The sequence below is a fragment of the Pseudomonas sp. RW409 genome (assembly GCF_003184125.1).
Classification (GTDB): domain Bacteria; phylum Pseudomonadota; class Gammaproteobacteria; order Pseudomonadales; family Pseudomonadaceae; genus Aquipseudomonas; species Aquipseudomonas chlororaphis_I.
Genome location: NZ_QHHP01000021.1, coordinates 566344 through 583271 on the forward strand (window position 1 = coordinate 566344; position 16928 = coordinate 583271).

General features: G+C 62.4%; 14 protein-coding genes and 4 tRNA genes. 7 read left to right on the forward strand and 11 right to left on the reverse strand.

What is annotated here, in order from left to right; genetic code table 11:
- Nucleotides 1-11 precede the first annotated feature (11 nt).
- Nucleotides 12-1148, forward strand: a complete 1137-nt coding sequence (locus tag DK261_RS11350; protein ID WP_110175711.1) for a catalase family protein — start codon at nt 12-14, stop codon at nt 1146-1148.
- Between the two features lie 129 nt (nt 1149-1277).
- Here the strand turns inward: DK261_RS11350 and DK261_RS11355 are convergent.
- The 4 genes from DK261_RS11355 to DK261_RS11370 all read right to left on the reverse strand — a co-directional run bounded on the left by DK261_RS11355 (nt 1278) and on the right by DK261_RS11370 (nt 1807).
- Nucleotides 1278-1354, reverse strand: a tRNA-Asp gene (locus tag DK261_RS11355).
- A 19-nt stretch (nt 1355-1373) separates the two neighbouring features.
- Nucleotides 1374-1449: transfer RNA gene (locus DK261_RS11360), tRNA-Val, on the reverse strand.
- A 186-nt stretch (nt 1450-1635) separates the two neighbouring features.
- A tRNA-Asp gene (locus DK261_RS11365) sits at nt 1636-1712 on the reverse strand.
- Between the two features lie 19 nt (nt 1713-1731).
- Nucleotides 1732-1807 (reverse strand) — tRNA-Val (locus tag DK261_RS11370).
- Nucleotides 1808-1967: 160 nt separating this feature from the next.
- On the opposite strand from DK261_RS11370, the gene rdgC reads away from it, so the two are divergent.
- The 3 genes from rdgC (at nt 1968) to sugE (ending at nt 4419) form a co-directional block, all read left to right on the forward strand.
- On the forward strand, nt 1968-2888 hold the full coding sequence (gene rdgC, locus DK261_RS11375; RefSeq protein WP_009045083.1) for a recombination-associated protein RdgC: 921 nt from the start codon (nt 1968-1970) through the stop codon (nt 2886-2888).
- A 130-nt stretch (nt 2889-3018) separates the two neighbouring features.
- Nucleotides 3019-3984 carry a bile acid:sodium symporter family protein gene (locus DK261_RS11380; RefSeq protein WP_101283161.1) on the forward strand — a complete coding sequence of 322 codons (966 nt, stop codon included), beginning with the start codon at nt 3019-3021 and terminating at the stop codon, nt 3982-3984.
- Nucleotides 3985-4101: 117 nt separating this feature from the next.
- A complete protein-coding gene (gene sugE, locus DK261_RS11385; protein ID WP_110175712.1) occupies nt 4102-4419 on the forward strand; it encodes a quaternary ammonium compound efflux SMR transporter SugE in 318 nt (105 codons plus the stop codon).
- 64 nt (nt 4420-4483) lie between these two features.
- On the opposite strand, the gene DK261_RS11390 is transcribed toward sugE, so the two are convergent.
- The 4 genes from DK261_RS11390 to DK261_RS11405 form a co-directional block, all read right to left on the reverse strand.
- Nucleotides 4484-6358: an MFS transporter gene (locus DK261_RS11390; RefSeq protein ID WP_009050240.1), complete on the reverse strand. Its 1875-nt coding sequence runs from the start codon at nt 6356-6358 to the stop codon at nt 4484-4486.
- Between the two features lie 84 nt (nt 6359-6442).
- Complete coding sequence (locus DK261_RS11395) at nt 6443-7591, reverse strand: TDT family transporter (RefSeq protein ID WP_009050241.1); 1149 nt, start codon at nt 7589-7591, stop codon at nt 6443-6445.
- Nucleotides 7592-7699: 108 nt separating this feature from the next.
- A complete protein-coding gene (locus DK261_RS11400; protein ID WP_016704411.1) occupies nt 7700-8011 on the reverse strand; it encodes a cupin domain-containing protein in 312 nt (103 codons plus the stop codon).
- A 93-nt stretch (nt 8012-8104) separates the two neighbouring features.
- Complete coding sequence (locus DK261_RS11405; protein WP_016704412.1) at nt 8105-9310, reverse strand: MFS transporter; 1206 nt, start codon at nt 9308-9310, stop codon at nt 8105-8107.
- Between the two features lie 91 nt (nt 9311-9401).
- Between DK261_RS11405 and DK261_RS11410 the strand changes: the two genes are divergently transcribed.
- A complete protein-coding gene (locus DK261_RS11410; protein ID WP_016704413.1) occupies nt 9402-9947 on the forward strand; it encodes a TetR/AcrR family transcriptional regulator in 546 nt (181 codons plus the stop codon).
- Nucleotides 9948-10135: 188 nt separating this feature from the next.
- Nucleotides 10136-13606, forward strand: coding sequence for a PAS domain-containing hybrid sensor histidine kinase/response regulator (locus tag DK261_RS11415; RefSeq protein WP_101283165.1), 3471 nt, complete (start codon nt 10136-10138; stop codon nt 13604-13606).
- Between the two features lie 103 nt (nt 13607-13709).
- On the opposite strand, the gene rmuC is transcribed toward DK261_RS11415, so the two are convergent.
- Both rmuC and DK261_RS11425 read right to left on the reverse strand, forming a co-directional pair.
- Entirely contained in the window at nt 13710-15077 is a 1368-nt protein-coding gene (gene rmuC, locus DK261_RS11420; RefSeq protein WP_162096439.1) for a DNA recombination protein RmuC, read from the reverse strand.
- A 175-nt stretch (nt 15078-15252) separates the two neighbouring features.
- Nucleotides 15253-15576: a hypothetical protein gene (locus tag DK261_RS11425; RefSeq protein ID WP_028681973.1), complete on the reverse strand. Its 324-nt coding sequence runs from the start codon at nt 15574-15576 to the stop codon at nt 15253-15255.
- A gap of 940 nt (nt 15577-16516) precedes the next feature.
- Between DK261_RS11425 and DK261_RS11435 the strand changes: the two genes are divergently transcribed.
- Nucleotides 16517-16741: a hypothetical protein gene (locus DK261_RS11435; protein WP_007927809.1), complete on the forward strand. Its 225-nt coding sequence runs from the start codon at nt 16517-16519 to the stop codon at nt 16739-16741.
- Nucleotides 16742-16801: 60 nt separating this feature from the next.
- On the opposite strand, the gene DK261_RS11440 is transcribed toward DK261_RS11435, so the two are convergent.
- A partial coding sequence (locus tag DK261_RS11440; RefSeq protein WP_146218527.1) for a transposase occupies nt 16802-16928 on the reverse strand: 127 nt, incomplete at its 5' end.

The following is a 16928-nucleotide window of genomic DNA, read 5'->3' on the forward strand; positions in this document are numbered from 1 at the left end:
AGGATGCTTTCATGCTGATCACCTTATGGCTGCGCATCGGTGCGCTGCTGCTCAAGACACTTGTGCTGCTGGTGCTGATCGCGTTGCTCGGCTGGGCGCTGAGCAGCGCCTGGTCGATCTGGCGCTACCATGGGCCGGTCTCGACCGAAGAACAGGTCCCGCCCGGCGAAGCCGCCATGACCCAGGACATCATCCAGACCGCCGTGCGCATCGTCGATCAGCACCGGGATAACACCCGTTACCTGCGCGACGCCCACGCCAAGGCCCACGGCTGCGTAAAGGCCGAGGTCCAGGTGCTCGAGCAACTGACGCCGCCGTTGCGCCAGGGCGTGTTCGCCGAACCCGGCAAGACCTGGCAAGCCATGGTACGGCTGTCCAACGGCAATGCTTATCCACAGTTCGACAGCATTCGTGATGCGCGCGGGATGGCGATCAAATTGTTGAATGTGCCCGGCACCCAGCTATTGAAGGAGCAACAGGGCCGTGGCGAGCAGGATTTCGTGATGTTCAACCATCCGAACTTCTTCGTCAGCGATGTCGCCGAGTATCGGCAGAATGTCGCCGCGCAGGCGGACGGAAAAAAGGTCGGGGCCTTTTTCCCCGGCTGGGACCCACGCACCTGGCAGGTTCGTCATCTGTTCATCGCCTTGGCCACCCTGTCGCCGCCCCCGGCCAGCCCGACGCAAACCCGCTATTTTTCGGTTTCGCCCTACAAGTTCGGCAGTGCCAACGCCAAGTTCCGCGTCGCACCGGATCCGGACAGCTGCCCGGCGTACAACCTGCCCCCACAGAACCAGGCCCTGCCCAACTTTCTGCGCAACGCCCTGAACCAGCAGCTGTCGACCGACCGGGTGCCGGCCTGCTTCGTATTGCAGGTGCAACGCCAGGACCCGAGCCACTACATGCCCATCGAAGACACCAGCATCGAATGGCGAGAAAGCGATGCGCCCTTCGAAACCGTGGCACGGATCAGGATTCCCGCCCAGGACTTCGATACCCCGCAGCAGAACCTGCAATGCGACAACCTGTCCTTCAACCCCTGGTTCGGCCTGGAGGCGCACCGCCCTATCGGCGGCATCAACCGCCTGCGCAAGGCGGTGTACGAAGCGGTCAGCGACTACCGGCACAGCCGCAACGCCGAGCAGTGAGCCACAAACGAAAAAAGCGGCCCGCAGGCCGCTTTTTTGGGGAGTATTTGCATACCCCAGACAGCAAAAAGCCCGCGTTAGCGGGCTTTCTGTAATGAGCTGGCGTTCAGTGTTCCAACTCATCGAATATGGCGCAGCGGACGGGACTCGAACCCGCGACCCCCGGCGTGACAGGCCGGTATTCTAACCGACTGAACTACCGCTGCGCGTAGCGTTGAAAGCAAGTGGTGGGTGATGACGGGATCGAACCGCCGACCCTCTGCTTGTAAGGCAGATGCTCTCCCAGCTGAGCTAATCACCCTTTACCTTCGTTGCGGGGCGCATTATTACACAGAAATTCATAACGTGCTGATTTAAATAACAAAATTATCAAAAAAAGCTGAATTTCGATGTATCGGGCGCCGCGCATGAAACACAGGCACAAAAAAGCCCGCGTTAGCGGGCTTTCTGTGATGACCTGGCGTTCAGTGTTCCAGATCATCGAATATGGCGCAGCGGACGGGACTCGAACCCGCGACCCCCGGCGTGACAGGCCGGTATTCTAACCGACTGAACTACCGCTGCGCGTAACACTGAAAGCGAATGGTGGGTGATGACGGGATCGAACCGCCGACCCTCTGCTTGTAAGGCAGATGCTCTCCCGGCTGAGCTAATCACCCTTCACGTTCGGTGTGGCGCGCATTCTACGGAGCGTCCCCTACTCTGGCAAGCACTTTTTAAAATAATTTTTTCAGGCCTTCCAAAGGCTTAGCGGAGGGTTGGCCTATGGAGCTGCGCGGAGAATAATGCCCCCCTTTGTATAAAGGAGAGATTCACCCCATGTGGTTCAAGAACCTGCTTATCTATCGCCTGACCCAAGATCTGCCCTTTGATGCTGAGGCGCTGGAAACCGCACTGGCCACCAAACTGGCGCGTCCATGTGCAAGCCAGGAGTTGACCACTTACGGTTTCGTCGCGCCATTCGGCAAAGGCGAAGATGCGCCGCTGGTGCACGTCAGCCAGGACTTCCTGCTGGTCGCCGCGCGCAAGGAAGAACGTATTCTGCCTGGCAGCGTGGTGCGCGACGCGGTCAAGGAAAAGGTCGAAGAGATCGAGGCCGAGCAAATGCGCAAGGTCTATAAAAAGGAACGCGACCAGATCAAGGATGAAATCATCCAGGCCTTCCTGCCACGCGCCTTTATCCGTCGCTCCTCGACTTTCGCCGCCATCGCGCCGAAGCAGGGCCTGATCCTGGTCAACTCGGCCAGCCCGAAACGCGCCGAAGACCTGCTCTCCACCCTGCGCGAAGTGCTCGGCACCCTGCCAGTGCGTCCGCTGACCGTGAAGACCGCGCCGACTGCGATCATGACCGACTGGGTGAAAACCCAACAAGCCGCCGACGACTTCTTCGTCCTCGATGAGTGCGAACTGCGCGACACCCACGAAGACGGCGGCATAGTCCGTTGCAAGCGCCAGGACCTGACCAGCGAAGAAATCCAGCTGCACCTGAGCACTGGCAAGGTGGTCACCCAATTGTCCCTGGCCTGGCAGGACAAGCTGTCCTTCATGCTCGACGACAAGATGACGGTCAAGCGCCTGAAGTTCGAAGACCTGCTGCAGGACCAGGCGGAACAGGACGGCGGCGACGAAGCCCTCGGCCAACTGGACGCCAGCTTCACCCTGATGATGCTGACCTTCGGCGATTTCCTCCCGGCGCTGTTCGAAGCCCTGGGTGGCGAAGAGATTCCACAAGGCATCTGACACCCCCTTGTAGCAGCCAGCGGGCTGGCGACCGGCAGCCTCCGGCCTTATCGCCAGCCCGCTCGCTCCTGCAGGAGCCTCACAGACGCCACCGCTTTCGGTGGCGTTTTCATATAAGAAGGAACAGGCCATGCGTGCACTGGCAGCATTAAGTCGTTTTGTCGGCAATACCTTTGCCTACTGGGTACTGATTTTCGCGGTGGTGGCGTTCTTGCAACCGGGCTGGTTCATCGGCCTCAAGGGCGCCATCGTGCCGCTGCTGGGCCTGGTGATGTTCGGCATGGGCCTGACCCTGAAGCTCGAAGACTTCGCCGAAGTCGCCCGCCATCCATGGCGCGTGGCCCTGGGCGTGGTCGCGCATTTCGTGATCATGCCGGGCATGGCCTGGTTGCTATGCCAGATCTTCCACCTGCCGCCGGAGATCGCCGTCGGCGTGATCCTGGTCGGCTGCTGCCCGAGCGGTACTTCGTCCAATGTCATGACCTGGCTGGCCCGCGGCGACCTGGCGCTGTCAGTGGCGATCGCCGCTGTCACCACCCTGCTGGCGCCGCTGCTGACGCCGGCCCTGATCTGGCTGCTGGCCTCGGCCTGGCTGCCGGTTTCGTTCATGGAGCTGTTCTGGTCGATCCTGCAGGTGGTGCTGCTGCCGATCGTGCTCGGGGTGATTGCCCAGCGCGTGCTCGGCGACCGGGTGCGGCATGCGGTGGAAGTATTGCCGCTGGTGTCGGTGGTCAGCATCGTGATCATCGTCACCGCGGTGGTGGCCGCCAGCCAGGCGAAAATCGCCGAGTCCGGCCTGCTGATCATGGCCGTAGTGATGCTGCATAACAGCTTCGGTTACCTGCTGGGCTACTTCACCGGCCGCCTGTTCAAGCTGCCGTTGGCGCAACGCAAATCCCTGGCCCTGGAAGTCGGCATGCAGAACTCCGGCCTTGGCGCCGCCCTGGCCAGCGCGCATTTTTCGCCGCTGGCGGCGGTGCCGAGCGCCCTGTTCAGCGTCTGGCACAACATTTCCGGGGCGCTGCTTTCCACCTGGTTCCGCCGCATGAGCGAAAAGGACGACCGCACACTGGCCGCCCAGCAGGCGAGCGACTGAGGAGAAACTTGATCCCCGGATTAATGATGGGCACTATACTGCGCAACGCGGGGACGACCCCGCGGCTCGATCGAGTCATTAATCTGGGGACGACCCCGTCAATCGATGGAGGTCATCATGTCCTGGATCATTCTGTTTTTCGCCGGCCTGTTCGAAGTGGGCTGGGCCGTCGGCCTCAAGTACACCGACGGTTTCAGTCGCCCTCTCCCCACTGCCCTGACCATCGTCGCCATGGCGGTCAGCCTCGGCCTGCTGGGGCTGGCCATGAAGGAGCTGCCGCTGGGCACTGCCTATGCCATCTGGACCGGGGTCGGCGCAGTCGGCACGGTGATCGCCGGGATCATTCTGTTCGGTGAGTCCATGGCGCTGTTCCGCCTGGCCAGCGTGGCACTGATCATTACCGGGCTGATCGGCTTGAAGGTCAGCACGGCCTGATACCAGCAAGCGCCCCAACAAAAACGCCCACCACTCTGTGGGCGTTTTTATAGGCGCTGGAAACCTAGCGCACGTTACCGCGCAGCTCGCCCACCAGGGTTTGCAAACGGGCCGGCTCGGCACTGTCGGCTGTCACGGCCGAACCCGCCACCAGGGTCACTCGCGACCACAGGCGGCGGAACAGCCCCTTGCTAGGATCGCGGCTGAAAAAGCTGCCCCACAGCCCCCGCAACGCCAGCGGAATCACCGGTACCGGTGTCTCTTCGAGAATCCGCGTCAGCCCGCCCTTGAACTCATTGATTTCGCCATCGGCGGTCAGCTTGCCTTCCGGGAAGATGCACACCAGCTCGCCATCCTTGAGGTAACGGGCAATTTGGGTGAACGCCCTTTCGTAGATCTGGATGTCCTCGTTGCGCCCGGCAATCGGAATGGTCCCGGCGGTACGGAAGATGAAGTTGAGCACCGGCAGGTTGTAGATCTTGTAATACATCACGAAACGAATCGGCCGCCGCACCGCGCCGCCGATCAGCAAGGCATCGACGAAGGACACATGATTGCACACCAGCAACGCCGCGCCTTCGTCCGGGATCGCCTCCAGGTTGCGATGCTCGACCCGGTACATGGAATGGCTGAGCAGCCAGATCATGAAACGCATGCTGAACTCGGGGACGATCTTGAAGATGTAGGCGTTGACCGCGATGTTCAGCAGCGACACCACCAGGAACAACTGCGGGATCGACAGCTTGGCCAGGCTCAGCAACACGATCGAGACGATCGCCGACACCACCATGAACAGCGCGTTGAGAATGTTGTTCGCGGCAATCACCCGCGCCCGCTCGTGCTCCGGGGTCCGCGACTGAATCAGGGCGTACAGCGGCACGATGTAGAAACCGCCGAAGATGCCCAGGCCGAGAATATCGATCAGCACCCACCAGGCGTGGCTATAACCGAGCACTTCGATCCAGCCGTAACCCGCCTCGCTGACCGGAATCCCGCCGGAATGCCACCACAGCAGCAGGCCAAACACCGTCAGGCCGAACGAGCCAAAGGGCACCAGGCCGATCTCGACCTTACGACCCGAGAGCTTCTCGCACAGCATGGAACCGACAGCGATCCCCACCGAGAACACGGTGAGGATCAGCGTGACCACCGTTTCGTCCCCGTGCATCCACTCCTTGGCGTAGGCCGGAATCTGCGTCAGGTAGATCGCCCCGACAAACCAGAACCACGAGTTGCCGACGATCGAGCGCGACACCGCCGCAGTCTGCCCCAGGCCCAGGCGCAAGGTGGCCCAGGACTGGCTGAAGATGTTCCAGTCCAGGCGCAGGTCCGGAGTGGCCGCCGCGGCCCGGGGAATGCCCCGGCTGGCGAGATAACCGAGTACGGCGACGGCAATGATCGCCGTCGAGACGATGGGGGCGTAATGGGCGGAGGACATCATGATCCCCGCGCCAATGGTCCCGGCGAGAATCGCCAGGAAGGTGCCCATTTCCACCAGGCCGTTGCCGCCGACCAATTCTTCCTCCCGCAGCGCCTGCGGCAGGATCGAATATTTCACCGGGCCGAACAGCGCCGAGTGGGTGCCCATGGCGAACAGCGCCAGCAGCATCAGCGACAGATGATCGAAGACAAACCCCACCGCCCCCACTGCCATGATCACGATCTCGCCGAGCTTGATCAGGCGGATCAACGCGTCCTTGGCGAACTTCTCGCCGAATTGCCCGGCCAGCGCCGAGAACAGGAAGAACGGCAGGATAAACAGCAAGGCGCAGAGGTTGACCCAGATCGAGCGGTCACCCTCGATGGCCAGCTTGTAGAGAATGGCGAGGATCAGCGACTGCTTGAAGATGTTGTCGTTGAACGCACCGAGGGATTGGGTAATGAAGAACGGCAGGAAACGCCGCGTACGAAGCAAGGTGAACTGTGAGGGGTGACTCATCTTCCATGTCCCTGAGTGGCTTGGATGCTGTTATTGGATTATCGATCTTCGATCCAGGCCACAACCTTACCTAAAGTTCGCGGATTATTTCGCTAATCCTGCGATGCAAGGCGAAACGAACAGCTCACCCCGATAAGCGCCCTGCAGCGTGCGCTTGCCCACCAGCAGCCACATCAGTGCCAGCGCCAGGACCAACAGGCTGCCGAACACCGCAAAAAACGTCAGGTTCAGGGTAGCGGCCAGTTTCAGGGTGGTCAGGGCATAGACCCCCAGCGGGAAGGTGAACCCCCACCAGCCGAGGTTGAACGGAATGCCGTCGCGCAGGTAACGCAAGGTGATCAGCAGCGCCGTCAGCATCCACCACAGGCCGAAACCCCACAGGGTGATACCGGCCACCAGCCCCAGGCCCTCGGCGATTTCGCCCATTCCGGCCATGCCGTTGGCAGCAAAGATCGCCGGAGCGTCCGCGCCCAGCAGCAACATGCCCAGGGCCCCCGTGCCGATCGGCCCCAGGGCCAGCCAGCTCGAGGCGGCCATGCTTTCGTGCGGCAACTTATGCAGGGCCATGCGCAGCAGGAGAATGGTCAGGATGCTGAACGCCACCGGCAGCGAGAAGGCCCAGAGCACATAGCTGGTCACCAGCATCACCAGTTGCGAATGCGCGTCCACCAGGTGCGGCGCCAGCAGCCCGCCACTGGCGGCGGCGACTTCGGCCGCGACCACCGGCAACAGCCAGACCGCGGTCATCTGGTCGATACGGTGCTCCTGGCGGGTGAACATCATGTAGGGAATCAGCACCCCGCAAGCCAGCGACAGTGCTACGTCCAGCCACCACAGCAGCTCGGCCAGTTGCACCACACCGTCGCCCCAGCGTGGGACGCCGAACAGCAGGAAACCGTTGATGATGGTGGCCAGGCCCATGGGGATAGTGCCGAAGAACATCGAGACCGTGGAATGCCCGAAAATCCGCCGGGCTTCGTCGAAGAACATTATCCAGCGTGCCGCATAGGCCGCGCTGAACAGCACGAACAGTACGATGGTGAACAGCCACAGCCCCTCGGCCAGCAGGTGCAGGCCCGGGATCCGCAGCGGCAACTGGGCCAGCGCCAGGGCCAGTACGCCGGTGCCCATGGTCGCGGCGAACCAGTTGGGGGTGAATTGGCGAATGGCTTCGCGAGGATGCTGCAGCTGGCTCAAGGGCCGTCCGGTTCTGAGGGTGTTGGGGCATGTCATGGTGCGATCTCCTGTCCTCCGATGAGGTGGAGCCCATGATAGAACCGGATCGAATATCTATATAACGGGTAATTTCTCTATCTGTTATCTATTTTGCAAATATAAGAGTCAGACACTGCCCGCGGTTTCCACCACCAATACCCGCGCTGCACCTTGTGGAAGAGCCACATGCTCGGTGCCGACATCGGCGTAGAAGATATCGCCCACCTCCAGCAGCACCGACTGTTCCAGGCCGTTTTCCCGATAGTGCATGCGCACCTGGCCATCGAGCACGACAAACACTTCCTGCCCGTCGTTGGTGTGCCACTTATAAGGCTGGTCGGTCCAATGCAGGCGCGTGGTGATGCCGTTCATGTTGGCGATATCCAACGCCGCCCAGGCCCGCTCCCCAGTGAAGGTTTTACTGCGAATGATCTTCATGAATGCCCGTCGCCCCCAAGGCTGATGCGTGCACCTCGCGCGCCAGATGCGCAGGCTAACCCAAGCCGGCGCCCGGATCAGCCACCAACGCGCTCAACTTTCTGGCACGACGCAGGTCTTGGCGGTGCGCTGGCGCAGCAGCCCCAGCAAAGCGGCCAGGGACAGCAGGATCAATACCGCACCATAACCATCGGTGGTCGCGATCAGGCCAAAACTGCGCGTCAGGTTTCCCGCCAGCAGGGACGGCAGGCAGAACGCCAGATAACTCAGGACATAAAACGCCGACATCAACCCCGCCCGCTCATGGGGCAAGGCCAGGGGCATCACACTGCGCAGGGCGCCGAGGAACCCGGAACCAAAACCACCGCCCGTGACCAGGGTGCCGAGAAAGAACAGCGGCAGGCTGGCGGTGTGCACGGCAATCAGGATCAGGCCGATGCCGACGGCCAGCAGGCTCGCGCCCAGCCGCAGTACCTTGTCCGCCGGACGATGACGCAGGGAAACAATCATCAGGGCACCGCTCAGGGTCAGCACCGCCACCAGGCCGCCACCGATCAGGTTCGAGGTCGAGCCCGTCGCGGTGCGCACCAGCGATGGCGCCAACGACAGAAAGAACCCGCCCACGGCCCACACCGCCACGTCCACCGGTAACGCCAGCCACAGCGCCCGCCGCGCCTGGGGCGGTACATGCAGGGTCGGCCGCAGGGAGGCCCAGACACCGGGCTGGGCACTGACTGTCTCCGGCAGGCGCCAGACGTAAAGCGCCTGGGCGACAAACAGCACCAGCAGCAACCAGTAGGCCAGTTGCAGCGGCAACGGTGCGTATTCCACCAGCAAACCGCTGCCCATCGCCCCGCAGGCCATGCCCAGCAAGGGCGCCACGCTGTTGACCAGCGGCCCCTGCTGCCGGTCGGTATCCAGCAGCGCCGCCCCCAGCACGCTGGTGGCCATGCCGGTGGCGAAGCCCTGCATCACCCGGGCAGCAATCAGCCAGGCTACGCTGTCGGCCTGGATAAATAGCAGCATCGCCAGTATGTCCAGCAGCAGCGCCACGAAGATCACCGGCTTGCGTCCCAGATAATCCGAAAGCGAACCCACGGTCAGCAGCGCCGCCAACAGGCTCAAGGCGTAGACGCCGAAGATCAGGGTCAGGGTCGCCGAGGAGAATTGCAGCACCTCCTGATACAGGTGGTACATCGGTGTCGGCACGCTGGAAGCGGCGAGAAAACTGAGTAAGGTGATCGCCAGAAACAGCAGTCTGGAACGGTTTGACAGTGAAGAGTCGACAGGACTGGACATGGGCACACTCCATTAAAGCTAATATTTTGCTTTTGCGGAGTGTGCTACCGCCTCGCTCTTAAAGCAAATTCTTTGTGTTAAGGTTCGATCCATGGCTATTAAAGAAGGTTTACGCCCGGGCGGGCGCAGTGCCCGGGTACAGGAATCCATCCACTCGGCAGTCAGGGAACTCCTCGAAGAACAGGAGCGCTCGACCCTGACCGTGCCGCAAATCGCCGCCCGCGCCGGCGTGACACCCTCGACCATCTACCGCCGCTGGGGCGACCTGTCGACGCTGCTGGCGGATGTCGCCCTGGCGCGCATGCGCCCGGACAGCGAACCGGCCGCCACCGGCAGCCTGCGCGGCGACCTGTTGGCCTGGGCCGAACAGTACCTCGACGAAATGAGTTCCGAGCCCGGGCGCAACATGATGCGCGATGTGCAATGCAGCGCCACGCCCGGCTATTGCGTGAGCATTCTCAGCGGGCAATTGCAGATCATCCTCGATCGCCACCGGCACAGCGAAGCAGCTCTGCCCAGCCTCGATCGACTACTGAACATGACGGTGGCGCCGACGGTGTTCCGCATCCTGTTCGCCGCGGAACCGCTTGACGTGCAGGAGTTGCATGAACTGATCGACATCGCGCTGCGGCCTTGAGGCCGCCAGCGCGGGCAAGCTCGCTCCTGTCGGGTTCATCACCCTTTGCAGAAGCGAGATTGCTCGCACTTCCCCCTGCGACACCTGGCCGCGCCAATACCTTGGTCGACACTGACGAACCCCGAACATCGTGCGAGACTGTCTGACCGGGCTGAAGCGCCCGGCGCGCCTTTATGTTCGGAGTTTCCATGTCGTTGTCCAGCGGGCTGATCGCCATTGTCGCCCTGGCCTATATGGCCATCATGTTCGCCATCGCCTTTTACGGTGACCGTCGCAGCGCGCCCTTGCCGCCGCGGGTGCGTGCCTGGGTGTACAGCCTGTCGCTGGCGGTGTATTGCACCAGCTGGACCTTCTTCGGTGCCGTCGGCCAGGCCGCCGAGCAACTCTGGTCGTTCTTGCCGATCTACCTGGGGCCGATCCTGCTGCTGGTGCTCGCGCCCTGGGTCCTGCAAAAGATGGTGATGATCAGCAAGCAGGAAAACATCACCTCCATCGCCGACTTCATTGCCGCGCGCTACGGCAAATCCCAGTCGCTGGCGGTGGTGGTGGCGCTGATCTGCCTGGTTGGCGTGCTGCCCTACATCGCCCTGCAGCTCAAGGGCATCGTGCTTGGCGTGGACCTGCTGATCGGCGCCGGCGCCGACACCATGGGCACCCGCGCCCAAGACACGGCGCTGATCGTGTCGTTGATCCTGGCGCTGTTCACCATTGTCTTCGGTACCCGCAACCTCGACGCCACCGAGCACCACCGCGGCATGGTGCTGGCGATTGCCTTCGAATCCCTGGTCAAGCTGCTGGCCTTTCTCGCGGTCGGCGCCTTTGTCACCTATGGCCTGTACGACGGTTTCGACGACCTGTTCAGCCAGGCCATGCTCGCCCCGCGCCTGGAGCAGTACTGGCAGGAAACCATCAACTGGCCGTCGATGGTGGTGCAGACCGGCGTCGCCATGATGGCGATCATCTGCCTGCCGCGGCAGTTCCACGTCACCGTGGTGGAGAACATCGAGCCCCAGGACCTGCGCCTGGCCAAGTGGGTGTTTCCCGCCTACCTGGCCCTGGCCGCGCTGTTCGTGGTGCCGATCGCCCTGGCCGGGCAGATGCTGCTGCCCAGCTCGGTCCTGCCGGATTCCTTCGTCATCAGCCTGCCCCTGGCCCAAGCCCATCCGGCCCTGGCCGTGCTGGCCTTCATTGGCGGTGCGTCGGCCGCCACCGGCATGGTGATCGTCGCCAGCGTGGCGCTGTCGACCATGGTCTCCAACGATATGCTGCTGCCCTGGTTGCTGCGCCGGCAGAGCGCCGAGCGCCCCTTCGAAGTGTTCCGCCACTGGATGCTCTCGGTGCGCCGGGTCAGCATCGTGGTCATCCTGCTGCTGGCCTATGTCAGCTACCGTCTGCTGGGCTCCACCGCGAGCCTGGCGACCATCGGCCAGATCGCCTTCGCCGCCGTGACCCAACTGGCCCCGGCCATGCTCGGCGCGCTGTACTGGAAGCAGGCCAACCGCCGCGGCGTGTTCGCCGGATTAGCGGCCGGCACCTTCCTGTGGTTCTACACCCTGATCCTGCCGATCGCCGCCCACAGCCTGGGCTGGTCGCTGAGCAGCTTCCCGGGCCTGGCCTGGCTGCACGGCAACCCGCTGAACCTGCCGATCACGCCCTTGACCCAGGGCGTGGTGCTGTCGCTAGCGGGTAACTTCACCCTGTTCGCCTGGGTCTCGGTGCTGTCGCGCACCCGGGTTTCGGAACACTGGCAGGCCGGGCGTTTCATCGGCCAGGAAATCAGCGGCCGCCCCAGCTCCCGCTCGATGCTGTCGGTGCAGATCGACGACCTGCTCAAGCTCGCCGCGCGTTTTGTCGGGGAAGAACGGGCCCGCCAGAGCTTCATCCGCTTTGCCTACCGCCAGGGCAAAGGTTTCAACCCCAACCAGAATGCCGACGGCGAATGGATCGCCCACACCGAACGCCTGCTGGCCGGTGTCCTCGGCGCCTCGTCCACCCGCGCAGTGGTCAAGGCCGCCATCGAAGGGCGGGAGATGCAGCTCGAAGACGTGGTGCGCATCGCCGACGAAGCCTCGGAAGTGCTGCAATTCAACCGCGCCCTGCTGCAAGGCGCGATCGAGAACATCAGCCAGGGCATCAGCGTGGTCGACCAGTCCCTCAGGCTGGTGGCCTGGAACCGCCGGTACCTGGAGCTGTTCAACTACCCGGACGGGCTGATCAGCGTCGGCCGGCCGATCGCCGACATCATCCGCCACAACGCCGAGCGCGGCCTGTGCGGGCCGGGCGAGGCGGAAGTGCATGTCGCCCGCCGCCTGCACTGGATGCGCCAGGGCCGCGCCCACACTTCCGAGCGGCTGTTCCCCAATGGCCGGGTGATCGAGTTGATCGGCAACCCGATGCCGGGCGGCGGCTTTGTCATGAGCTTCACCGACATCACCCCGTTCCGCGAAGCCGAACAGGCCCTCACCGAAGCCAACGAAGGCCTGGAACAACGGGTTGCCGAACGGACTCAGGAGCTTTCGCAGTTGAACGCTGCGCTGACCGAAGCCAAGGGCACCGCCGAGGCCGCCAACCAGTCCAAGACGCGTTTCCTGGCGGCGGTCAGTCACGACCTGATGCAACCGCTGAACGCAGCCCGGCTGTTCTCCGCCGCCCTCTCCCACCAGAACGACGGCCTGTCCGCCGAAGCGCAGCAATTGGTCCAGCACCTGGACAGCTCCCTGCGCTCCGCCGAAGACCTGATCAGCGACCTGCTGGATATCTCCCGCCTGGAAAACGGCAAGATCAATCCGGAGTGCAAGCCGTTCGTGCTCAACGAGCTGTTCGATACCCTGGGGGCCGAATTCAAGGTCCTGGCCCAGGAGCAAGGCTTGAAGTTCCGCCTGCGCGGCAGCCGTCTCAGGGTCGACAGCGACATCAAGCTTCTGCGCCGGGTCCTGCAGAACTTCCTGACCAATGCCTTCCGTTACGCCAAGGGGCCTGTGCTCTTGGGCGTGCGCCGCCGCGGCAACCAACTGTGCCTGGAGGTCTGGGATCGCGGGCCGGGGATTCCGCTGGACAAGCAGCAGGTGATCTTCGAAGAGTTCAAGCGCCTCGACAGCCACCAGACCCGCGCCGAAAAAGGCCTGGGCCTCGGACTGGCGATCGCCGATGGCTTGTGCCGCGTCCTCGGCCACGGCTTGCAAGTCCGCTCCTGGCCGGGCAAGGGCAGCGTCTTCAGCGTCAGCGTGCCGCTGGCCAAGGCAGCCGTCAGCGCACCGAGACAGGTGGCCGAACTCAACGGTCATCTGCTGTCCGGCGCCCAGGTGCTGTGCGTCGACAATGAAGACAGCATCCTGATCGGCATGAACAGCCTGCTCAGCCGCTGGGGCTGCCAGGTCTGGACCGCGCGCAACCGGGAAGAATGCGCCGCGCTGCTCAGTGATGGCGTGCGCCCGCAACTGGCGCTGGTGGACTATCACTTGGACGACGGCGAAACCGGCACCGAGGTCATGGCCTGGCTGCGCACCCAGTTGGGGGATCCGGTACCTGGCGTGGTGATCAGCGCCGACGGGCGCCCCGAGATGGTCGCCGAGGTACACGCCGCGGGGCTGGACTACCTGGCCAAGCCGGTGAAGCCGGCGGCGTTGCGGGCGCTGTTGAGCCGGCATCTGCCGCTCTGAGAGTCCTGTAGTCGCTGCCGCAGGCTGCGATAAGACCTTCAGCGATATTGAAAGCGCCGCGTCCCCTCCGGGGCCGATCGCAGCCTACGGCAGCGGCTACAGCTCAATCCGGCAGTTCGAGCAGGGCACCGTCGGCATCGGTCATCGCCCGTTCCAGCAGGTCCGCCGGCAGGCTCTTGCTCGCACGCGCGCCGAGCAAGCGCAGTTGCTCGCTACGGCTGACCAGGTTGCCGCGCCCCTCGGTCAGCTTGTTGCGCGCGGCGCTGTAGGCCTTGTCCAGCTGCTGCAGACGATTGCCGACCTCATCCAGATCCTGAATGAACAACACGAACTTGTCGTACAGCCAACCGGCGCGTTCGGCGATTTCCCGGGCGTTCTGGCTCTGCCGCTCCTGCTTCCACAGGCTGTCGATCACTCGCAGCGTGGCCAGCAGCGTGGTCGGGCTGACGATCACGATGTTGCGGTCGAAGGCTTCCTGGAACAGGTTGGGCTCGGCCTGCAAGGCGGCGGAAAAGGCCGCCTCGATAGGTACGAAGAGCAGCACGAAATCCAGGCTGTGCAAGCCTTCCAGGCGCTTGTAGTCCTTGCCGGCCAGGCCTTTGACGTGATTGCGCAAGGACAGCACGTGCTGTTTCAGCGCCGCCTGGCCGATCACCTCATCGTCCGCCGCGACAAACTGTTGGTAGGCAGTCAGGCTGACCTTGGAGTCCACTACTACCTGCTTGTCGCCGGGCAGCATGATCAGCACGTCGGGCTGGAAACGCTCGCCGTCGGGCCCTTTGAGGCTGACCTGGGTCTGGTACTCGCGGCCTTTCTCCAGGCCGGCATGTTCCAGCACCCGCTCCAGAATCAGCTCGCCCCAGTTGCCCTGGGTTTTCTGGCCCTTGAGCGCGCGCGTCAGGTTGGTCGCCTCGTCGCTCAAGCGAAGGTTCAACTGTTGCAGGCGTTCGAGTTCCTTGCCGAGGGAAAAACGCTCGCGCGCTTCGGCCTGATAACTCTCTTCGACCCGCTTCTCGAAGGACTGGATGCGCTCCTTGAGCGGGTCGAGCAATTGTCCGAGACGCTGCTGGCTGTTCTCGGCAAAACGCTGCTCGCGCTCATCGAAGATCTTGCCTGCCAGCTCGGCGAACTGTGCCCGCAGCTCGTCCCGCGAGCCTTGCAGGTCGCTCAGGCGTTGCTGGTGGCTTTCCTGCTGCTCGCGCAGCTCGGCATTCAATGACGCGGCCTGGGCGTCCAGGCGCCGCAACTCGGCTTCCTTGTTGGCCCGCTCAAGATTCCAGGCGTGGGCCGCGTCACGGGCGTTGTCGCGTTCGATCTGCAACAACTCGACTTCCCGGCGCACCGCCGCCAGATCGGCCTGCTTCACGGCATTCGCCTGGCCCAGGTCGCTGATCTCGTCGCGGCAGGCATCCAGCTGGGCGTTCAAGCCATCCTGCGCCAGCAGTGCGGTGGCCAGGCGCTCCTCCAGCAGGGACAGTTCGGTTTGGCGGGAGCTCAGACGGCGTTGCAGTTGCCAGGCGAGCGCCACCAAGGGCAATGCCGCGCCTGCCAGACCGAGCAGTACGCTGGTCAAGTCCATAGCCATAGCCACTCCAGACAGGGAAATAAAGCTTGAAGGTTAACCAAGGGACCGAGGCTTGGACAGCTCAGTCTTCGATCTGGCCAAGCTCCTGCTGGGCGCGACGATCGCCAGCCCGTGCCGCCTGACGCAGCAGATCGTGGCCGATCCGCCGATCGCGGGCGTTGCCGCATTCGCGGCACATCAGTTGGCCAAGACGACTCTGTGCTGCCACCACCCCTTCCCGGGCAGGCTGCTTGAGCAAACGCCCGGCAAAGTGCTTGATGTTCCGGTTATCACCCAGGCGTGGGCTGTCGAGCAGCCACATGGCCACGCGTAACGAAAAACGCTTGGGCTCGGTAACACTGGAAGAGGCAGAGGTAACAGAAGGTGACACTGAGCGAAACTTCATAAAGCACTGTAGGGCAGATCGGAAGGCGCGCCACTCTACTCCTTTTTTCGCACGCGTAAAGTCGAAAAGAACTCGGCACGCCCGTGCTAGAGCAAGCGCTTGGGACAATCCACAGAAGCTGTGGATAACTCAGTGGACAACCGCCCTACAAGTCGCCGAAAGCCGCATGGGACGGGGCCCGCAGTCAAACTGACGATTTTTTCACCAGTAAAAAAAACCGATGTTTTTCATTGACTTAAATTTTCATCGCAGGCATTGGAGGGCCCGGCAGGTGAGGTGACAGGCCGGTGACAGCCCGCGCAACTATTGTGCACAAGTACCCTCGATCCAGTTATATCGCTGCACCTTTTTCGTCCGTTCCCGGGAGAACAACATCGAAGACCAAAGATTCCAGTAACAACTTTTCTGCCCCACTGCGGTGAAAGTCCGGCCCGGCTCATTCGCGGCCTGCCCTGCGATACTCATAACCATTTTACCTAACACACTTGCACCAGCTACATCAATCCGTTATCATCCACAGCGTTAGTACCAAGCTGAAAGTCAATTCTGGTCGAACAAGTCCCCCGGTTCAGCTTCCCTGAAGAGAAGTTTCTACCGACTACACGGGATCGACCACCTCGCTGGTTTCCAGGTAAAGCTTTCGCCGACACCGCCTTTGAACACATTGCAAAGGATGTCGCGAAGCCCTTTTACTCTGACCGAACCAACCTGCAAATTGATCAGGATCTTCACCTGGGGCCCAGAACCTTAACCCCCGCTGTGATTGCCTGCCCTCCTAAGTACCTACCTGCCAGCCCTAGCGCGCACTTGATAAAGCGCTTCCAACTGGCTGCTTTGTTCCAGTCGGGTTCTTCGTTCGACCAATGGTGGTCGGCGTTACTGGAACGTTTTAACGTTGCACGGTTCTTAACCGTGTCATTTGTAGGAACACCCAATAACTATGTCTACTCAAATCCAGACTCAGGATGCCATTCGCACCCTCACCAACGCTTTTGCTCCAATGAACTGCCTGATCATGGCCGCTCGCAAAGGCTGCTTCAGCTTCACCCTGGTCAACGAACACGGTATCGCTCGTCACAGCGAACGCCTGTACCCCGACCAGTATTCCAGCGCCGAGCCGCTGCAAGCGGTGATCGAGCGCACCCGTCAGGCCCTGACTGCCTGAGACGCCAGAGCGCTGAAAACCCGAAGCCCCGACTGAACAGCGGGGCTTTTTTATGGTTCTTCACGGAATACCGGGAAAGACGCTCTTGATCTTCATGAAAAAGAATTCGCTATCCCGGTAACCGTACGCCATTCGTTTGATGACCTTTATGCGATTGTTTATTCCTTCCAGCTGACCGGTGTGCATC

Excerpts from the sequence above, each read along its gene's own strand:
- DK261_RS11350 (WP_110175711.1), top strand. The coding sequence starts at position 12 with ATGCTGATCACCTTATGGCTGCGCATCGGTGCGCTGCTGCTCAAGACA.
- DK261_RS11395 (WP_009050241.1), bottom strand. The coding sequence starts at position 7,591 with ATGACATGCCCCAACACCCTCAGAACCGGACGGCCCTTGAGCCAGCTG.
- DK261_RS11380 (WP_101283161.1), top strand. The coding sequence starts at position 3,019 with ATGCGTGCACTGGCAGCATTAAGTCGTTTTGTCGGCAATACCTTTGCC.
- DK261_RS11425 (WP_028681973.1), bottom strand. The coding sequence starts at position 15,576 with ATGAAGTTTCGCTCAGTGTCACCTTCTGTTACCTCTGCCTCTTCCAGT.
- rdgC (WP_009045083.1), top strand. The coding sequence starts at position 1,968 with ATGTGGTTCAAGAACCTGCTTATCTATCGCCTGACCCAAGATCTGCCC.
- DK261_RS11435 (WP_007927809.1), top strand. The coding sequence starts at position 16,517 with ATGTCTACTCAAATCCAGACTCAGGATGCCATTCGCACCCTCACCAAC.
- DK261_RS11405 (WP_016704412.1), bottom strand. The coding sequence starts at position 9,310 with ATGTCCAGTCCTGTCGACTCTTCACTGTCAAACCGTTCCAGACTGCTG.
- DK261_RS11400 (WP_016704411.1), bottom strand. The coding sequence starts at position 8,011 with ATGAAGATCATTCGCAGTAAAACCTTCACTGGGGAGCGGGCCTGGGCG.
- sugE (WP_110175712.1), top strand. The coding sequence starts at position 4,102 with ATGTCCTGGATCATTCTGTTTTTCGCCGGCCTGTTCGAAGTGGGCTGG.
- DK261_RS11390 (WP_009050240.1), bottom strand. The coding sequence starts at position 6,358 with ATGAGTCACCCCTCACAGTTCACCTTGCTTCGTACGCGGCGTTTCCTG.
- DK261_RS11415 (WP_101283165.1), top strand. The coding sequence starts at position 10,136 with ATGTCGTTGTCCAGCGGGCTGATCGCCATTGTCGCCCTGGCCTATATG.
- DK261_RS11410 (WP_016704413.1), top strand. The coding sequence starts at position 9,402 with ATGGCTATTAAAGAAGGTTTACGCCCGGGCGGGCGCAGTGCCCGGGTA.